Below are 18260 nucleotides of genomic sequence, written 5' to 3'. Positions count from 1 at the left end.
AAGGTCAAAGGCGTCACTACACTTCGCCAATACACCGCTTTCGCGCTACCGTGACGCAGTCACGACGGGACATGCACATGGCACCATCGCAGGACACGGATGAAGATGTCGGCTTGCTGCGGATTGGCCTGTTCTTCGATGGCACCCGCAACAACGCACACAACCTGGCACGCGGTCGCCCACAGGTTCCGCAGCCACGCCCGGCACAGCTGCGCGCGGATGATGATTCGACCTACCAGAGCCGGCTGACCAGCAGCTACGACAACGGCCTGACCAACATCGCGCGCCTGCAGCAGCTGTATCCGGACGGCCGCCGCGATGCGACGGGCGCACCTTCGTTGTCGATCTATGTGGAGGGCGTGGGCACCCGCGATGATGCCGATGATGATCTGATCGGACTGGCCTTCGGCATCGGTGCCAGTGGCGTTCGTGCAAAAGTGCAGCGCGCGCTGCAGGTGCTGCTGCCGGCTGCACTGGCCGAGCTGTCCGCGCGCTGGCAGCGACCGTTGCGTGGCGTGCAGCTGGATCTGTTCGGCTATTCGCGCGGCGCTGCCGCGGCACGTGACATCGCCAACCAGCTGCAGGGCTGGGACAGCGCGCGCTGGCGCCAGCTGCTGCAGGTCGCCGGCCTGTCCTGCACTGCGAACTTCGCTCCCGCCACACCGGTGCTGCGCTTCATCGGACTGTTCGACACCGTGGTCGCAGTCAATGGCGGCCGCGCCGATGAGCAGCCTCAGCGGGCCCTGCGCAGTGGTATCGCTGCACACGTCGTGCAGCTCACTGCACGCGATGAACATCGGCAGCACTATCCGCTGACCAGCGTGGCACCGCCATTCACCGAGATCGCCCTGCCCGGCGTACACGCCAACATCGGTGGTGGCTACAACCAGCTGGAGGAAGGCCCCAAGCTGCTGAGTCGTCCACGCCGGCAACAGCTGCGTCGGCCAGCAGTGGCTGACTACCAGACGCCACCGCTAGCCCTGCTGCAGGCGACCACGGCTTACGCTGAAACGCAGGCCGATGCCGAGCGCTGGCGGCAACAACTGGGCGTTGGGGAAAAAGAGATCTGGGTGGATGTCTGGCACCAGTGGCAGCAGCAGCGCCGTGCAGGCAGCCGCAGCGTACTGTTGTCACCGGTGCTGTATGTGACTGCCGCGGTGGTGCTGCGTCGGCGCATCGACTGGCGTTATCAACTGATCGCACTGCAGGTGATGCAGCAGCAGGCCATCGATGCCGGCGTGCAATGGACCGCCAATGCGGCCGGAGTTCCCGGCTGGGAGCTGCCGTCGGCCCTGCAGCCGATCGCACGCCGCCTGGTGGCCGGACAGCCGCTGACGCAGACACAGGAGGCGCTGCTGCGGCGGCGCTACCTGATGCAGTCAGCGCACTGGAACTTCGATGCACTGGGCGACACCGCACTGACCTACGCCGCCGATGCCGGCGTCAGCGAACTACCGTACCGGCCGGGTCCCGGCCTGTTCTACATCAACCGGCCGACCGTGGACGGCAAGCGCGTGGTGTTGCCGAATGCATAAGAAAAAGGGGACGGAGGGGATTAAGTCGTTTGTGGCATTAACGACTTAATCCCCTCCGTCCCCTTTTTCTCAACCGGCCTGCTCGACCAGGTTGGCAAGCTCATCCGCATCAAAACCAGCCAGCAGGCGCGCTTCGATGTTGAACGGCCCGTGCAGGTAGCCACCGGCGTACTCCACCAGCAGTTCCTTGAAACGTGCGCGCGGTTCGACACCGGCGCGGTCGCAGTACCAGCGGTACCAGCGCGAGCCGGCAGCGACGTGCGCCACTTCCTCGCGCAGGATCACTTCCAGCACATCGGCGGTCTCGCCATCGCCGACATTGCGCAGCTTCTCGATCATGCCCGGCGTCACGTCCAGGCCGCGCGCTTCCAGCACGCGCGGCACCAGCGCCATGCGTGCCAGGCCATCGTGCGCGGTCTTTTCGCACATTTCCCACAACCCGTTGTGCGCGGGAAAGTCGGCATAGTCGTGGCCATGCACCTGCAGGCGCTGGCGCAGCAGCATGAAGTGCCGCGATTCGTCGTCGGCACAGCTGACCCAGTCGGCATGGAACGCCGACGGCAGTCCGCGGAAGCGGTACACCGCATCCCAGGCCAGGTCGATCGCATTGAGTTCGATATGCGCGATGGCATGGATGAAAGCAGCCCGCCCTTCCACACCGCCCAGCCCGCGCCGCGGCACTTCGCGCGGATGCACCAGCACCAGTTGCGCCGGCCGGCCCGGCATACGGATCGGTTCCGGCGGCGGCGCATCGGCGGCCACTCTCAGGCGACCGGCACGGAACGCAGCGGCGTAGGCCTGGGTCAGCGCAACCTTGCGCAGCGGGTTGGCTTCGGCCAGGCACTGCTGCGCGGCGCGCAGCAGGTCGCCACCAACGTCGGGCACGTCAACCACGCCTGGACCTCAGGCGCGGCGCTTGTGCTTGGCATCGTCCGAACGCAGCTGCTGGATGCGCTCGAAGTAGCCCGGCTCGATACCGGTCGGGTAGTGGCCGTTGAAGCAGGACGAATCGAAGTTGCGCAGCGCCGGGTTGCCCTCGCTCACTGCCGCTTCCATGTCTTCCAGATCCTGGTAGATCAGCCAGTCGCAGCCCAGGTGGGCTTCGATCTCTTCCACGCTGCGGTTGTGCGCGACCAGCTCTTCTGCAGCCGGCATGTCGATGCCGTAGATGTTCGGGTAGCGCACCGGCGGCGCCGCGCTGGCCAGGTAGACCTTGCGTGCGCCTGCATCACGGGCCATCTGCACGATCTGCTGGCTGGTGGTGCCGCGCACGATCGAGTCGTCCACCAGCAGCACCACGCGGTTGCGGAACTCCAGGTGGATCGGATTGAGCTTGCGGCGCACCGACTTCACGCGCTCGCCCTGCCCCGGCATGATGAAGGTGCGGCCGATGTAGCGGTTCTTGATGAAGCCTTCGCGGTACTTCACCCCGAGCACGTTGGAGATCTCCAGCGCGGCGTCGCGCGAGGTATCCGGGATCGGGATGATGGTGTCGATGTCGTGGTCCGGGCGCAGGCGCAGGATCTTCTCGCCCAGCTTGATGCCCATGCGCATGCGCGCCTTGTGCACCGACACGTTGTCGATCATCGAATCCGGGCGTGCGAAGTACACGTACTCGAAGATGCACGGGGTGTGCTCGGCCGGCTCGGCGCAGATCTCAGAGAACAGCTCGCCACGCGCGGTGATCACCAGCGCTTCGCCCGGCTGCACGTCACGCACGCGCTGGAAGCCCAGCACGTCCAGCGCGGCCGACTCGGAAGCGACGATGTATTCGTCACCTTCGGCGTGGCTGCGCTTGCCCAGCACCAGCGGACGGATGCCATGCGGATCGCGGAAAGCCACCAGGCCCAGGCCCAGCACCACGCTGACCACCGCATAGCCGCCCTTGCAGCGGCGGTGCACGCCAGCCACGGCACGGATGGCCGCTTCCGGGCTGAGCTGGCGCTGCTGCTCCAGTTCGTAGGCGAACACGTTCAACAGCACTTCGCTGTCCGAATCGGTATTGACGTTGCGCCGGTCCTGTTCGAACACCTGCTGGCGCAGCGCCTCGGTGTTGATCAGGTTGCCGTTGTGGGCCAGCGCGATGCCGTACGGCGAATTCACGTAGAACGGCTGTGCCTCGTCCATGCCTTCCGAACCGGCGGTCGGGTAGCGCACATGGGCGATGCCGACGCTGCCTTCCAGGGTGGACATGGTGCGGGCATCGAACACATCGCGGACCAGGCCGGTGGCCTTCTGCACCCGCAGGCGGCTGCCATTGACGGTGGCGATGCCTGCTGCGTCCTGGCCGCGATGCTGGAGGACGGTCAAGCCGTCATACAACTGCCCGGCGACGTTCTGGTTGCCGACGATTCCGACGATGCCACACATGGTGCGAAGTCTCCGCTGGGCTGTGCCCAGTTACAAGGAAGGTGGCCGTACCTGGCCGCGGTGGTCGCCGCGCGCGCGGTCGACATTGGCCGGATCGCCCGGCTCGATACTGTCCGGCAGTGCTGAGGCGTCCGGACGCACTTCGGCCGGATCGTAGGAATCGCCCTGTTCCGCTTTCGCAGGCCGCAGCCATCCGCTGCCTGCCACTACCTGGTTGAGGATGCCATTATCGCCTGCCGCACCCGGCTTTCCCAACCCGGCGCCTGCATTCTTCCCCAACTCCATCAATGCAGATGGGGACAGGGCGTCGGTGGGCAAGCCCTTGGGCAGCAGATCAGCGCCGGGAACCTCCCAGTGCGGCAGCTTGCTGTTCATCCAGGCAACGGTGGGGTTCAGCAGTGGGCGCACCGCCGAACGCTGCCAGGAGGGCTCGGCGGTCAGCGGGGTGAAACTGCCCAGCAGCAGCAGGATCGCGGCGATCAGGCCGCCCCGCACAGCGCCCAGCACCCCGCCCAGCAGGCGGTCCAGGCTGGTCAGCATGCTGCGATGGACCAGGGCCTTGATGACCATGCCGATCACCGCGACCACGATCATCACGCCGATGCCGACCCCCAGGTAGCCACCGACGAAGTGTTCGCCACCGGGGGCCGCCGGGGCGGCCCACCAATGGGCGGCATCATTGCCGAAGGCGAAGGCCGCCCACGCGGCCAGCAGCCACGACAGGGTGCCGATGACGATTCCCACAAAGCCGCGCAGCATCCCCAGCAGGGTGGAGGCGGCGATCACGATCAGCAGCACCACGTCGATCATGGCGCCCCGCTCCTTCGGCGGCGCTGGCAACGGGGCTGCGCGTGGGTCATGGGTGCGGTCGCACCATGCCGGCCACGCCGACCTTGGCGGCGACCTGCGCCTTCAGCTGCTCGGCATCGGCGCGGTTGGCCACCGGCCCGACGCGGACGCGATGCAGGGTGCCCTTGTCCGTGCGCACCTGTTCAACGAACGCGCTGAAACCGGCGGCGCGGACCTTGTCGCGGAGGGCATTGGCATCGTTGGCCTGACCGAACGCGCCCAGCTGCACGGCAAAGCCGACGCTGCTGGCAGCCGGTGCCGCCGGTGTGGCTGGCACCGTCGCCGGCTTGCTGGCGGTGGCCTCCGGCTTCGGCTCGGGCTTCGGCGCAGGCTTCGGCGGTTCCGGCTTGGCGGCCGGGGGCGCGGTCGGCGTACTCGGCGGCAGGCTTTCGCTGCGGACCGGGTTGCTGCTGGCCGACGGCGCAGTGGCTGCGGACGGGGTGCTGGCGCTCGGCGTAGCGGGTGACGGGGTGGCCGCGACCGGGGCACTGCTGCCGGCCGCCGCGTCCAGGGTGATCACTTCGGCCTTCACATCCGCCCGGATCTTCACCGCCTGCAGGCGGGCCGCCTCGGCTTGGGCGCGGTCGGCATACGGCCCGACCCGCACACGCCAAGCCTGACGGCCGCCGATGGTGGCGGTTTCAGTGAAGCCCGGCAGCTGCGAGCGCTTCAGGTAGGCGATCACGGCATCGGCGTCGGCCTTGCTGCCGTAGGCACCGAAGGTAACCGCATAGTTGCCGGCGGCGACCGCCGGCGACGTGTCCACGGTCGGCGGCGTGGCAGGCGCTGCGGCCTCCGCAAGCGGTTTGGCCTGGCCGGTCTGCAGCCCCGTGGCACCGCCCGCCGGGGCCACCAGCGGCAGTTCACGGGTTTCGAACTGGCCATCGGCCGGTGCATCCGGCGCGGCGATCGGCACATTGGCGACGCCGCTGTCCGGTGCCGGTCCCTTGACCAGCATCGGCAGGAAAATCACGGCCAGTGCCACCAGCACGATGGCACCAATCAGACGCTGTTTCAGAGGCGTATCCACGTGAGGCAGGCAACTGTCCGGAGATTGCCATCGATTATACGGGTGCCGGACCGGACGGCGTCGGCGTTGGCTGAACGCGTATCAGGCGGCGTCCTGCAGCCATTGCAGGGCGGCGGCGGCGGTATGGAAGGAGCCGAACACCAGCACCCGGTCCCCACGTTCGGCCTGGGCCAGTGTCTGCGCCAGCGCCTGTTCGACGCTGTCAGCCAGCGCCGCCGTGGCGGCGGCCGTGCCGGCCAGGCGTGCCTGCAGCTGGGCGGCGCTCTGCCCGCGCGGGCCTTCCAGCCCGGCCAGGGTCCACTCGCCCACCACGTCCTCCAGCGCCTGCACCACACCCGCTGCGTCCTTGTCCTGCAGCGCGGCGTACACCGCCAGGGTGCGCCCGGCCGAGACCTCGGCCTTCAGCGCACGCGCGAGCTGGCCCGCGGCCTGCGGGTTGTGGCCCACGTCCACACGGATCTGCACGCCGTCGCGCTCGAATGCCTGGAGCCGGCCGGAAATGCGCGCCGCCGCGACACCGGCAGCCCACGCCGCGCGCGGCACCGGCTTGTCCAGCGCGCGCAGCGCGGCGATGGCGGCGCCGGCGTTGGCCAGCTGGATCGGGCCGGCCAGCGCCGGGGTCGGCAGTTCCATGCGCAGGCCGACGTCGCGCCAGCGCCAGCGCTGGGCATCGATCGGCTCGTAGAAATAATCGCTGCCGCCACGGATCGCGTTGGCACCCACCAGATAGGCACGTGCGAGCACGCTGGACGGCGGATCGGTCTCGCCCAGAATCACCGGCTTCCAGCCACGGATGATGCCGGCCTTCTCGGTGCCGATCGCTTCGCGGTCCTCGCCCAGCCATTCGGCATGGTCGATGTCCACAGTAGTGATCACCGCCACATCGGCATCGACGATGTTGACCGCATCCAGTCGACCGCCCAGGCCCACTTCCAGTACCGCCAGGTCCAGCCCGGCGTCGGCGAACAACTGCAGCGCGGCCAGCGTGCCGTACTCGAAATAGGTCAGCGTGGTCTCGCCACGCGCGGCTTCGACCGCATTGAACGCAGCGACCAGCGCCGCATCGTCCACGTCCTGCCCGTCGATGCGCACGCGCTCGTTGTAGCGCAGCAGGTGCGGCGAGGTGTAGGCGCCAACCTTCCAACCGGCAGCACGGCCGATGGCCTCGATGAAGGCCACGGTAGAGCCCTTGCCGTTGGTACCACCGACCACGATGGTGCGCTGGGCCGGCGTGCCCAGGCCCATCGCCGTGGCCACGGTGCGCACGCGCTCCAGGCCCATGTCGATGGTCGCCGGGTGCTGGCGTTCAATGTAGTCCAGCCAGTCGGCCAGGGTGGTCGGGGTGTTCGTCACGGCAGTGCTTCCAGCAGGTACAGGTGGTTCGGTGTGGCGGGTCAGAGTGCGCGGTGCTTGGCTTCGCCGAAGAACGGCGTGTGGTGGGCACAGTCGTTCAGGCGCACCACTTCCAGGCTGTCCAGGTCGGCGCCTTCGAGCAGGTTGAGCGTGGTCGGCGCCTGGCGGAAGGTCCACAGGCGGGAAATCGGCAGGCCCAGCACCTTGCAGAGGATCACGCGGTTCACCGCGTCATGGGCCACCACCAGCAGGGTGTCGTGCTCACCGAGGCCTTCGGTGGCCCGGGCCAGGCCGCGCCAGCTGCGCTCCAGCACCAGGCGCAGCGATTCGCCGCCGGGCATCAGCACGGTATCCGGCTCCTCGCGCCAGGCCTGCAGGCGCGACGGATCCTTCTCGTTGATTTCACTGGCCAGCAGGCCTTCCCACTCACCGTGGGCAATTTCCTGCAGCTCCGGCTCGGTCAGCAGCATGTCGGCACGGGCGGCGCCAAGCGCAAGCTGCGCGGTGCGCTGCGCGCGCGACAGCGGCGAGGCGACGGCACGGGTGATGTCCACCGAGGCCAGGCGGGCACCCAGTGCCTGGGCCTGGGCTTCTCCGATCGGCGAAAGCGGAATATCGATCTGGCCCTGGTAGCGGCCTTCGGCGTTCCACGGCGTTTCGCCGTGGCGGGCAAGCAGGATGCGCATGCGTGCAAGGGGTCCTGGGGGAGGAGGTTTCCGCGTTTCGTTCACATCCTGTGAAGTGCGCGGAACAGGGATGATACCTGTTCGGCGCACCCGGCCGGGCAGCTAGGGATGCAGTGCAACCAACGACGTCGAAGCGGACAGCCACGTTCACTTTGCAATATGCAACTAATCTGATGGCATTGCTGGCACCCGACGTCCACGCTTGGAGCCTTTGCGGGCCGATCAATGTCCAATCGCTCCTATCTGTGCTGCAGCCCCCTGCCGGGCATCTATCCCAGCTTCGCCGTCGACTACGATTCCGACGTGCAGACACTGGCAAACGATGTCTACTGCATACCGCTGCTGTGGCCGGCGCTTTTTACACCCGAGGATTTCCAGCGGGCTGATTTCGAAGTCGATGGCGAAGTTGTGATCGGACAGGCACCTTCGGCACCCAAACAGAAAGTGCTCGAAACCCTTCGGCGCCGCCGCACAGGCGTCGTCCAGGCATTCAAGGGTATCGGTGATCTTGCTCCGTACGTGAACATGCTCGAGCGGGTGATTGAAGACGCACCGTATGAGTTCATTTCAATCGAAATGGACGAAATTGCCGCCCTGAACGATCCCGAGGAAGAGTTCTATGAAGCGTTCGAGCGCTTGTTGTCCGGATTGGATGCACCGGACGAAGACGTTTGCGAACAGCTGATCGCGCTGGCTGCAATGGAACACTGCTGGCCTATCCCATCCGTCCGCCTGCATCTCGACGGCCTTGAGGGCTCGGAAGATGACTACTGGAATCACTGCCGGGTGCTCGGAGCGGGCAGCGATGTGTCGGGAATGGGGCGCCCGGTTCCCTGGGAAACCGCTTAGGGCTGCTGACAAAAAACCCCGCGACAGACGTCGCGGGGTTTCAGTATTGCAGTAGCGTGGATGCACCGCCCGGCAGTGTCTGCAGGCGTTGCCGGCCAGCGGCCGGCACTACCGCAACCGGTTTACTTCGCCAGGTTCAGTTCCTTCAACAGCTGCGGCGCCGGCGCCACTTCCTGCATGATCCACTGCATGTAGCGGCTGTCGACGGCGATCATGCGGGTCATCACCGGATCGAACACCCAGTTGGAGCTGACCGATTCCCAGTTGCCATCGAATGCCAGGCCGACCAGCTTGCCGTTGGCGTCCAGCACCGGCGAACCCGAGTTGCCGCCGGTGATGTCCAGGTTGGACAGGAAGTTCACCGGCACCGAACCAAGGCGCTTGTCTTCCAGGCCGCCATAGCGCTTGGCCTTGACCGCGTCGAGCAGCGCCTTCGGCGAATCGAACGGATCTTCGCCGGTTTCCTTCGCCGCCACGCCTTCCAGGGTGGTGAACGGGGTGTACTTCACGCCGTCCTTGCCATAGCCCATGACGTTGCCGAAGGTGATGCGCAGCGACAGGTTGGCGTCCGGGTAGACGAACTCACCCTGGCTCTTCTTGTAGTCGGCCACGGCCTGCAGGTACTGCGGTCGGGCAGTCAGCGATTCGCCTTCGCGGATCTTCTTCTGCTCTTCCTGCTTCAGCAGTGCCGGCATGACGGCCACCGCGTACTGGATGGCCGGATCGCTGCTGGCTTCAAACGCAGCGCGGTCGGCCTTGAACCACTTCAGGCGGGTGTCCAGGCTGCCCAGCTCGGTGCCGCCCAGCTTGGCCACCAGCGACTTCACCGCAGCGGCATCGCTGCCGGCCAGCCACTTGTTCAGCACTTCATTGTCGCGCTGCGCGGCGGGCAGGGCCACGTACTGCTCCAGCCAGTAGGCCTGCAGCTGCTGGTCCATCTTCGCCACATAGCGGCGGTCCATCTGCTTGAGGCCACCTTCGATGGTGGTCAGATCGCGTTCCTGGTAACCGGCTTCGCGCTCGGCATCCGGCTTGCTGCGCTCGATCGACAGGCGGTACAGGGTGATCGCTGCGCCAACGGCCGAGGTGTTGTTGAACTGACCGACGAACAGGTCGCGTTCGCGGGTCGACTTGCTGGTATCCAGATGCTTGAGCAGCTGCGCGTGTGCGGCCAGCGCCGGCTTGCCGGCGGCGCCCTGCTTCTTCAGCCACGCCAGCACAGCGGCTTCTTCAGCCTGCTTCTGGCCAGCGGCGTCGATGCGCTTGAAGCCTTCCAGCTGGCCCAGGTAGTTCTTGGCCACGTTGTTCATGCTGGCGGCGGTGGCGGCGTACTTCACCTTGACGTCGGCGTCGGCCTTGCCGGCGTCGGCGATCATCTTCAGTACCGCGTTGTAGTGCTTGGCGATGGTCGGGTAGGTGAAGCTGGCGGTTTCGTTGAACTCACCGGCCAGCGCATAGCGGTTGGTGCGGCCCGGATAGCCAGCCACCATCACGAAGTCGTCGGCGCCCAGCGGCTGGTCGGCGAACTTCAGGAAGTGCTTGGGCTGGTACGGCACGTTGTCGGCGGCGAAGGCGGCCGGCTTGGCGTCCTTGCCGACGTAGGCGCGGTAGAACGAGAAATCGCCGGTGTGGCGCGGCCACATCCAGTTGTCGACGTCGCCGCCGAACTTGCCGACGCTGCCCGGGGGCGCGTAGACCAGGCGCACGTCCTTGATTTCCATGTTGCGGAACAGGCGGTAGGTGTTGCCGCCGGAGAAACTGTACAGGCGGCAGCGGAAGCCGGCATCGGCTTCACAGGCGGCAACCTGGGCCTTGTCGAAGGCGTCCAGCGCGCGGCTGCGGGCCAGCGGGTCGTTGCCGGCGGCAGCGATGGCGGCCTTGGCCTGGGTGGTGACGTCGGTGATCTGGTCGAGCACGAACACGCGGGCGTTCGGGCCGGCGCTCAGTTCGTCCTTCAGGGTCGGCGCGTTGAAGCCGTCCTTGATCAGGTTCTTCTGCGCGGTCGAATTCAGCTGGATGGCGCCATAAGCGCAGTGGTGGTTGGTGACCACCAGGCCCTGCGGCGAAACGAAGCTGGCGGTGCAGCCGCCGAGGGCGACGACCGCACCCATCGGGTCGCCGGTCAGGTTGGACAGCTGTTCCGGGGACAGCTTCAGGCCGGCCTTCTGCAGCGGGCCGGCGATTTCCGGCAGCTGCTGCGGCACCCACATGCCTTCAGCAGCATGGGCGACCTGGGCCAGCCCGAGGCTGGCGACGATGGAGAATGCAAGCAGGTTCGAGCGCATGGAGCGGCCCCTGGTAGTGGAACCTTCGATTGTAGCCCGCCGCCCTGCCCCGGCCCGAACCCCGGAAGTCATGCAATCGGATGCTTCCACCGTTCAGCGTCTCCACTGCGATCAGACGGAGGCGGGAGGCCAGGCCGATGCAGGACACGCCGTAAACCCCGCTCCGCGGCCCGGCCCAGCCGCTGGCGGCTGTGCGTTCGGGCGCTTGCGAAGCAGTGCTTCGCAAGCAAAGCGCCCTCACCCATGGGGGCTCGATCGCGCCATCCATGGCGCTCACGGTCCTGCATCGGCCTGGCCTCCCGTCTCCCGACAATTCCCTGGCCTCGGACGGTAGCGCCGGGCCATGCCCGGCGAGTGCAGCGGCCACGTTCGAAACGCCCGTCGGCGCACGCCTTTCGTTCCACCACTGCACCCGCAGCGCAACATGGGAAATCCGCGCGGCACCCTATAATCCGCGCTTTCCCCCTGATGAGTTCCACCCCGATGGCGCAGCAAACGATGAAGGCCCTGGTCAAGCGCGAAGCGGCCAAGGGCATCTGGCTGGAAGAAGTTCCGGTTCCGACCCCGGGCCCGAACGAGGTCCTGATCAAGCTGGAGAAGACCGCGATCTGCGGTACCGACCTGCACATCTACCTGTGGGACGAGTGGAGCCAGCGCACCATCAAGCCGGGCCTGACCATCGGCCACGAATTCGTCGGTCGCGTCGCCGCACTCGGCTCGGCCGTGACCGGCTATGAAATCGGCCAGCGCGTCTCGGCCGAAGGCCACATCGTCTGCGGCCACTGCCGCAACTGCCGTGGCGGCCGCCCGCACCTGTGCCCGAACACCGTCGGCATCGGCGTCAACGTCAACGGTGCCTTCGCCGAATACATGGTGATGCCGGCCAGCAACCTGTGGCCGATCCCGGACCAGATCCCGTCGGAGCTGGCTGCGTTCTTCGACCCGTACGGCAACGCCGCGCACTGTGCGCTGGAGTTCAACGTGATCGGTGAGGACGTGCTGATCACCGGTGCCGGCCCGATCGGCATCATCGCAGCGGGCATCTGCAAGCACATCGGTGCGCGCAACGTGGTGGTGACCGACGTCAACGACTTCCGCCTGAAGCTGGCCGCCGACATGGGCGCCACCCGCGTGGTCAACGTGGCCAACCAGTCGCTGAAGGACGTGATGAAGGAACTGCACATGGAGGGCTTCGACGTGGGCCTGGAAATGAGCGGCAACCCGCGTGCGTTCAACGACATGCTCGACTGCATGTACCACGGCGGCAAGATCGCCATGCTCGGCATCATGCCCAAGGGCGCCGGCTGCGACTGGGACAAGATCATCTTCAAGGGCCTGACCGTGCAGGGCATCTACGGCCGCAAGATGTACGAGACCTGGTACAAGATGACCCAGCTGGTGCTGTCCGGCTTCCCGCTCGGCAAGGTGATGACCCACCAGCTGCCGATCGACGATTTCCAGAAGGGCTTCGACCTGATGGAAGAAGGCAAGGCCGGCAAGGTCGTGCTCAGCTGGAATTGACCCGAAGGGTCAATTCCCCCGCATGTTTCCTTATCCCCGCGCCTTTGGCGCGCCCCCTTGAACAACAAGGGGGCTCTTCCCCAGATGAGATCAGGAACACCGCGGAATTGAAAAAGGCGCCCAATGGGCGCCTTTTTCGTAAAGCGTGCCAGGCAAGCCTGGCACCTACCGGAGCACGGGTTATTTGCCGATCGCCACGGTCAGCAGCACGCGACTGTGTGCCAGCTTGCCCGAGTTCTCGCGGCCGTTGCTGTCGGTGCCGTAGTAGCCGAGGCCGACGTTGAACAGGCCGAACTTGCGGCTGACGCCGACGTTCCAGTCGGTGTAATCCTTGGCCAGGCCCTTCTCGAAGCTGCTGCGGCCGACGTTGGCGTTCAGCGTGAAGTCCTGCGGCAGGCCCCACTCGCCGCCGACGCCGTAGTACCAGCCGTCGGTACCGCTGTTCCACTGGTCGTTGGTGTAGGCCACGATCAGCTTGTAGGTGTCATCGAGCGTGGTGGTGGTGACCAGCTCGTTGTAGTTCTGGCTGCTGGCACCGATGTAGGTGTAGCGGTTCAGCAGCACGTCGAAGTTGACGCGCGGGGTGACGTCCACGCCGTAGCCGATCTGGTAGTCGATCTCGGTGTTCGGGTCGCCGGGGCCGAAGTCCACGCCCGAACCCCAGACACCGGCGTACAGGCCAACCGGCGAGGTGTAGGTGAAGCCTGCCTGCAGGGTCGGCTTCTCGTCGGTCTGCGACACGCCACGGAACAGGTAATCGGAAACGGCGGTGACGTTCCAGCTGTACGGCGATTCGTTTTCCTGGGCGCTGGCGGCGAACGGGGCGGCCAGGGTCAGGGCAGCGGCAATGGCGAGGCAGGCACGGGCGTGCTTCATGAGCGTCTCCGGTGGGGGCGGTGGCGTGGAAGGCGGGGAGCGGGCGTAGCGGCCGGAGCGGGACAGCTCCGGTTCACGAATTTTTAACCAGTTTGCTATTGCGATGCAACATGTGCCGGCCGTGGCGATGCCCCAGCCGGGCCGGTCGGCACGCGGCGATGCCCGGTAGAATCAACGGTTTCCCCGTTCAGAGCCGTGCCCACGCCATGACCGACGCTTCCTCCGCCCTGACCCGCCACTACGCCGAGGAACTGGACGCCATCCGCGCCCAGGGCCTGTTCAAGTCCGAACGGATCATCACCAGCCCGCAGTCGGCCGAGATCACCCTCGAGGACGGCCGCAAGGTGCTGAACTTCTGTGCCAACAACTACCTCGGCCTGGCCGACCATCCGGACCTGATCCAGGCCGCCAAGGATGCGCTGGATACCCACGGCTTCGGCATGGCCTCGGTGCGCTTCATCTGCGGTACCCAGGACCTGCACAAGCAGCTGGAGAAGCAGATCGCCGACTTCTTCGGCAAGCAGGACACCATCCTGTACGCGGCCTGCTTCGACGCCAACGGCGGCCTGTTCGAACCGCTGCTGGGCGAGAACGACGCGATCATTTCCGATGCACTGAACCATGCTTCGATCATCGACGGCGTGCGCCTGTGCAAGGCCAAGCGCTTCCGCTACGCCAACTGCGACATGGCCGACCTGGAAGCGCAACTGCAGGCCGCCGATGCCGCCGGCTGCAAGACCAAGCTGATCACCACCGATGGCGTGTTCTCGATGGACGGCTTCATTGCGCCGCTGGACGAGATCACCGCGCTGGCGAAGAAGTACAACGCGCTGGTGCACATCGATGAGTGCCACGCCACCGGCTTCCTCGGTGCCACCGGCCGCGGCTCGGCCGAGGTCAAGGGCGTGCTGGAGAAGATCGACATCATCACCGGCACCCTGGGCAAGGCCATGGGCGGCGCACTGGGCGGCTTCACCTGCGCCAGCGCCGAGGTGATCGAGCTGCTGCGTCAGCGTTCGCGGCCGTACCTGTTCTCCAACTCGCTGCCACCGCATGTGGTTGCCGCCGGCATCAAGGCGTTCGAGATGCTGGCCGCCGCTGACGACCTGCGCGACACCCTTGTGGAGAACACCCGCTACTTCCGCGAAAAGATGGTCGCCGCCGGTTTCGACGTGAAGCCCGGCGTGCACCCGATCAGCCCGGTGATGCTGTACGACGCACCGCTGGCGCAGAAGTTCGCCGAGCGCCTGCTCGAAGAAGGCATCTATGCGATCGGCTTCTTCTTCCCGGTGGTGCCCAAGGGCCAGGCACGCATCCGCACCCAGATCAGCGCCGCGCACAGCCGCGAGCATCTGGACCGCGCGATCGATGCGTTCACCCGCATCGGTGTCGAGCTGGGCGTGATCAAGGGCTGACCCCCACCGGTCAAAGCGTGCCGACCAAGGTTGGCACCTACCAGAGCTTGATGGCGTGCCGACCAAGGTCGGCACCTACCAAAGCCTGATGGCGTGCCGACCAAGGTCGGCACCTGCCGGCATCACTTCTTTTTCTTCTTGCCCTTCGGCTCGTCCTTGCTGGCCACCACCACCGGCTTGGCGGCAGCGTCCTGGCCGTTGCCCTTGGCAACGCGGATGCCGTTGGCCTTCATCCAGGCATCGAACTCATCGGCGGTCATCTTCTTGTCGCCGTTGCTCATCAGGAAGCGGTAGCTGCCGCGGCCATCCAGCTCCGGGGTCTTCACTTCCACCACCGGGGTTTCAGCCGGCGTTTCCGCCTTGGCCACCTTCTTGTGGCCACCACAGGCGGTCAGCAGCACCATCGGCAGCAGCAGGCCTGCGCAGCGCAGGGTTTGGTTGAGGGTCGGGTGGTACATGGGCAGGCTCCGTTCGGGAAATTCAGCAACCAGGCGCCCCCTACGCCTGGAACGGTGGCCGGCAACCGCCGGCCGCGGGCGATGATCAGCCCGGTGCAGCGGCCCCCAGCCGCTGCTGGTCACTGACCTCCAGCACCCGCCATTGCCCCTTGCCGAGATCGCCGAGCTGCAGCTCGCCGATCGCAACCCGGACCAGGCGCAGTACCTGCAGGTCGAAGGCCGCCAACAGGCGGCGGATGTGGCGGTTGCGGCCCTCGTCGAGGATCACCTCCAGCCACGCGGTCTTGTCGCCGCTGCGCAGCACGCGCACGGCCTGGGCAACGAGGAACTCACCCTCGTCCTCCACGCCGGCCTGCAGGGCCGCCAGCGTGGCGTCATCGGGCAGGCGGTCGACCTGCACGTGGTAGGTCTTGTCCGGCCCGGTCTGCGGGTCGGTCAGGCGCGCCGCCCACTGCGGATCGTTGCTGAACAGCAACAAGCCTTCACTGGCCTTGTCCAGGCGTCCGACCGGCGCGATCCACGGCAGCCCGGCGCCATCGAAACAGCGGTAGACGGTGTCGCGGCCACGCTCGTCCTGCGCGGTGGTCACCACCCCGCGCGGCTTGTTGAGCATCAGGTACAGGCGCTGCGGCGCACCCATCGGCTGGCCATCGACCTCGATCGGCGGCGCCGGCTGGCCAATCGGGAACTCGGGATCCCGCACGATGCGGCCGGAGACGCGTACGCGGCCCTCGGCGATCCAGCGCGCGGCCTCGCTGCGCGAGCAGACGCCGGCCTTGGACAGCACGCGCGCCAGGCCATGACGGACACCGGCGGCTGTGGCAGCGGGAATCGCACGCCCACGCGATGCGTGGGAGCGGGCGGCGGGGGCGGCAGGTGGGCGGCGCGTGCGCAAGCCTCTGCTCCCCGCGGCGCTTACTTCTTGTCGACCGGCTTGGTCTCAGCCGGTGCTTCGGCCGAAGCCGGGGTGGCGGCCGGAGCCGGACGTGCCTTGACCACACGCACGCCACGCGCCTTCATCCAGGCATCGAACTCTTCAGCGGTCATGCGCTTGCCGTTCTGGCTCATGTCGAAGCGCCAGGGCGTGTTGTCGAATTCGGTCTGCGGCTTGTAGGCCGCCGGATCGTTCGGCTTCACCGCCGGGGCGCTCGGAATGGCCTTGGCGATGTTCTGGCAACCATCGATGCGCAGGCGCTGCAGCACCTGGTCCAGCGACTGCGACGGATCGTAGTTGCTGCTCAGCACACCGGCCGGCATGCCCAGCTGGTTGCCACGGATGTAGAGCTCGTCGGCCACCGGCGCGATGGTCGTGGCCGGCAACGGCAGCGGCGAGGCGCTGGTGTTGACCGAGCAATCGACCGCAGCGTGGGCGGCGGGAACCAGGGCCAGCGCCAGGAAGGCGGCCGATGCAGAGCGCAGCATGAAGGGCATCCAGGAAAGGAAGTGACGCGGCGAGTTTAGCAATGCCGCGACAGCTTTCAAGCGCCACTTTCAATGAATACGGCAACTCATTGGTTTTACGAACAAAAACCCGACGAACGGTTGCCTGCGTAGCAGTAGATACCCGGATTCCGGCCGCAGAAACAACAAGACCCGGCCGAAGCCGGGTCCTGCTGTGTCTTACGGGCAGAGCGTCAGAACTTAGTTCTGGACGTTCAGCTCGGTACGACGGTTCTTGGCGCGACCTTCCGGGTTGTCCGAACCATCCGGGTTGGTGTTCGGAGCAATCGGACGGCTCTCGCCGTAGCCGATCGGGCCGACCAGGCGACCGGCGTCAACGCCGTTCTTGGTCAGGTAGTTGTACACGGCGGTAGCACGACGCTCCGACAGCTTCTGGTTGTAAGCGTCGGTACCCTTCGAGTCGGTGTGACCGGCAACTTCAACGCGCAGATCCGGGTAACGCTTCAGGATCTCGGTGGCTTCGCTCAGGATCGCCACGGCGTCCGGACGCAGGTTCGACTTGTCGAAGTCGAAGTTGACGCCCTTCAGGTCGATCGAGACCGGCACCGGGCAACCGTCCGGACCGATGGTCTGACCCGGCTGCGAGTTCGGGCACTTGTCGTCGCAGTTGTTGACGCCGTCACCGTCGTCGTCCAGGTCGGCGCAGCTCGGGGCAACCGGAGCCGGAGCCGGAGCAGCCGCGACCGGAGCCGGGCCCAGCGGGATCACGACGCCGACCGAAGCCAGCACGTCACCGAACCAGTCTTCCTTCGGAGCGGCAACGCTCTGGTCGTCGAAGTCAGCGCGGTAGGCCACTTCGGCGCGGACAGCAACGCGCTTTTCGAAGGTGGTCTGCAGGCCGACGCCCAGCTTGGCGGCAACGTTGCCGTCCTTACGCTGGCGCGGACCATTGGCATTCAGCGCCGGGTACTCTTCTTCCGACTTCTGGTAGCCCAGGCCACCGACGATGTACGGGTTCCAGCCGCGGCCTTCCTTGATGAAGTGGCGACGCAGGTCCAGCGAGACGCCGTACTGCGACCAGTTCAGGTCCTTGTTCGAATCGAAGTTCGGGTTCTGATAGTTCAGCTCACCGTCCAGCGACCAGTTCGGGCTGATGAACTTGCCCAGGCCCAGGGTCACGAACGGAGCGTCATTGGTCAGACGGTCGCTGTCCTGGAAGTTGAAGCCGGCCGAACCGGTCAGGTACCAGCGGTCATCGAACTCCTGCGCCGAAGCTGCCTGGGCAAAAGCCAGGCCGCCCAGCAGCGCGGCAGTAAGGATCTTCTTGTTCATTGAGTACAGCTCCTATTTCGGGGGTATGAAACCGGTAGAGGCATGGGCCAGCACAAGTGCGTCGATGTACGACAGCCGATTCAGCACGCCACCGCCGCGAACATTATGCTCAGGCGGGTGAAGGCCATGTTAACAGTCCCGTAACATGTGAAGTGTTGCGCCCGACCGTCCACCGGTCCGACGTTGAAACCCTATACAGGATGATGAAAATCCGCAAGACCCACACGCTGCAAGGGTTTGACGGGGTTTAGGCGGGGAAAACGACATATTGCGCAACGCGCTGCACCACACGGTTCAGCG

The 18260-nt window shown here is 66.2% G+C and carries 16 protein-coding genes; 4 read left to right on the top strand and 12 right to left on the bottom strand.

What is annotated here, in order from left to right:
• Nucleotides 1-77 precede the first annotated feature (77 nt).
• Nucleotides 78-1535 carry a DUF2235 domain-containing protein gene (locus ACW5IY_RS04075; RefSeq protein ID WP_049434031.1) on the top strand — a complete coding sequence of 486 codons (1458 nt, stop codon included), beginning with the start codon at nucleotides 78-80 and terminating at the stop codon, nucleotides 1533-1535.
• A gap of 69 nt (nucleotides 1536-1604) precedes the next feature.
• On the opposite strand, the gene ACW5IY_RS04070 is transcribed toward ACW5IY_RS04075, so the two are convergent.
• The 6 genes from ACW5IY_RS04070 to ACW5IY_RS04045 form a co-directional block, all read right to left on the bottom strand.
• Nucleotides 1605-2429: a ferritin-like domain-containing protein gene (locus ACW5IY_RS04070; protein WP_049434030.1), complete on the bottom strand. Its 825-nt coding sequence runs from the start codon at nucleotides 2427-2429 to the stop codon at nucleotides 1605-1607.
• Nucleotides 2430-2438: 9 nt separating this feature from the next.
• On the bottom strand, nucleotides 2439-3905 hold the full coding sequence (gene purF, locus ACW5IY_RS04065; RefSeq protein ID WP_010483938.1) for an amidophosphoribosyltransferase: 1467 nt from the start codon (nucleotides 3903-3905) through the stop codon (nucleotides 2439-2441).
• A 30-nt stretch (nucleotides 3906-3935) separates the two neighbouring features.
• Entirely contained in the window at nucleotides 3936-4715 is a 780-nt protein-coding gene (locus ACW5IY_RS04060) for a CvpA family protein (RefSeq protein WP_049434029.1), read from the bottom strand.
• A gap of 46 nt (nucleotides 4716-4761) precedes the next feature.
• The gene (locus ACW5IY_RS04055; protein WP_049486835.1) at nucleotides 4762-5784 is read right to left on the bottom strand and encodes an SPOR domain-containing protein; all 1023 of its coding nucleotides are present in this window, start codon (nucleotides 5782-5784) and stop codon (nucleotides 4762-4764) included.
• Nucleotides 5785-5865: 81 nt separating this feature from the next.
• Nucleotides 5866-7137: a bifunctional tetrahydrofolate synthase/dihydrofolate synthase gene (gene folC / locus ACW5IY_RS04050; RefSeq protein WP_049434026.1), complete on the bottom strand. Its 1272-nt coding sequence runs from the start codon at nucleotides 7135-7137 to the stop codon at nucleotides 5866-5868.
• Nucleotides 7138-7178: 41 nt separating this feature from the next.
• Nucleotides 7179-7823, bottom strand: a complete 645-nt coding sequence (locus ACW5IY_RS04045; protein WP_010483945.1) for a histidine phosphatase family protein — start codon at nucleotides 7821-7823, stop codon at nucleotides 7179-7181.
• Between the two features lie 225 nt (nucleotides 7824-8048).
• On the opposite strand from ACW5IY_RS04045, the gene ACW5IY_RS04040 reads away from it, so the two are divergent.
• Nucleotides 8049-8672, top strand: coding sequence for a hypothetical protein (locus ACW5IY_RS04040; RefSeq protein WP_049434025.1), 624 nt, complete (start codon nucleotides 8049-8051; stop codon nucleotides 8670-8672).
• 122 nt (nucleotides 8673-8794) lie between these two features.
• Here ACW5IY_RS04040 and ACW5IY_RS04035 read toward each other — a convergent pair whose 3' ends face one another.
• The gene (locus ACW5IY_RS04035) at nucleotides 8795-10957 is read right to left on the bottom strand and encodes a S46 family peptidase (RefSeq protein WP_049434024.1); all 2163 of its coding nucleotides are present in this window, start codon (nucleotides 10955-10957) and stop codon (nucleotides 8795-8797) included.
• Nucleotides 10958-11455: 498 nt separating this feature from the next.
• Between ACW5IY_RS04035 and tdh the strand changes: the two genes are divergently transcribed.
• Nucleotides 11456-12478 carry an L-threonine 3-dehydrogenase gene (gene tdh / locus ACW5IY_RS04030; protein WP_010483949.1) on the top strand — a complete coding sequence of 341 codons (1023 nt, stop codon included), beginning with the start codon at nucleotides 11456-11458 and terminating at the stop codon, nucleotides 12476-12478.
• A 180-nt stretch (nucleotides 12479-12658) separates the two neighbouring features.
• Here the strand turns inward: tdh and ACW5IY_RS04025 are convergent, their stop codons facing one another.
• On the bottom strand, nucleotides 12659-13354 hold the full coding sequence (locus ACW5IY_RS04025; protein WP_049434023.1) for a TorF family putative porin: 696 nt from the start codon (nucleotides 13352-13354) through the stop codon (nucleotides 12659-12661).
• Between the two features lie 206 nt (nucleotides 13355-13560).
• Here ACW5IY_RS04025 and kbl point away from each other — a divergent pair, with 206 nt between their 5' ends.
• On the top strand, nucleotides 13561-14769 hold the full coding sequence (gene kbl / locus ACW5IY_RS04020) for a glycine C-acetyltransferase (protein WP_005408238.1): 1209 nt from the start codon (nucleotides 13561-13563) through the stop codon (nucleotides 14767-14769).
• Nucleotides 14770-14891: 122 nt separating this feature from the next.
• On the opposite strand, the gene ACW5IY_RS04015 is transcribed toward kbl, so the two are convergent.
• From ACW5IY_RS04015 to ACW5IY_RS04000, 4 genes are all read right to left on the bottom strand, one after another.
• On the bottom strand, nucleotides 14892-15227 hold the full coding sequence (locus tag ACW5IY_RS04015; RefSeq protein ID WP_005412356.1) for a hypothetical protein: 336 nt from the start codon (nucleotides 15225-15227) through the stop codon (nucleotides 14892-14894).
• A gap of 85 nt (nucleotides 15228-15312) precedes the next feature.
• Nucleotides 15313-16122: a pseudouridine synthase gene (locus ACW5IY_RS04010; RefSeq protein ID WP_019337049.1), complete on the bottom strand. Its 810-nt coding sequence runs from the start codon at nucleotides 16120-16122 to the stop codon at nucleotides 15313-15315.
• 20 nt (nucleotides 16123-16142) lie between these two features.
• Nucleotides 16143-16649 carry a hypothetical protein gene (locus ACW5IY_RS04005; protein WP_019337048.1) on the bottom strand — a complete coding sequence of 169 codons (507 nt, stop codon included), beginning with the start codon at nucleotides 16647-16649 and terminating at the stop codon, nucleotides 16143-16145.
• A gap of 219 nt (nucleotides 16650-16868) precedes the next feature.
• Nucleotides 16869-17960, bottom strand: a complete 1092-nt coding sequence (locus ACW5IY_RS04000; protein WP_010483958.1) for an OmpA family protein — start codon at nucleotides 17958-17960, stop codon at nucleotides 16869-16871.
• Nucleotides 17961-18260: the final 300 nt, after the last annotated feature.

It is taken from the genome of Stenotrophomonas sp. C-A (assembly GCF_054030835.1).
The sequence above is the reverse complement of the archived record's forward strand: the minus strand, read 5'-3'. Positions and strand labels throughout refer to the sequence as shown.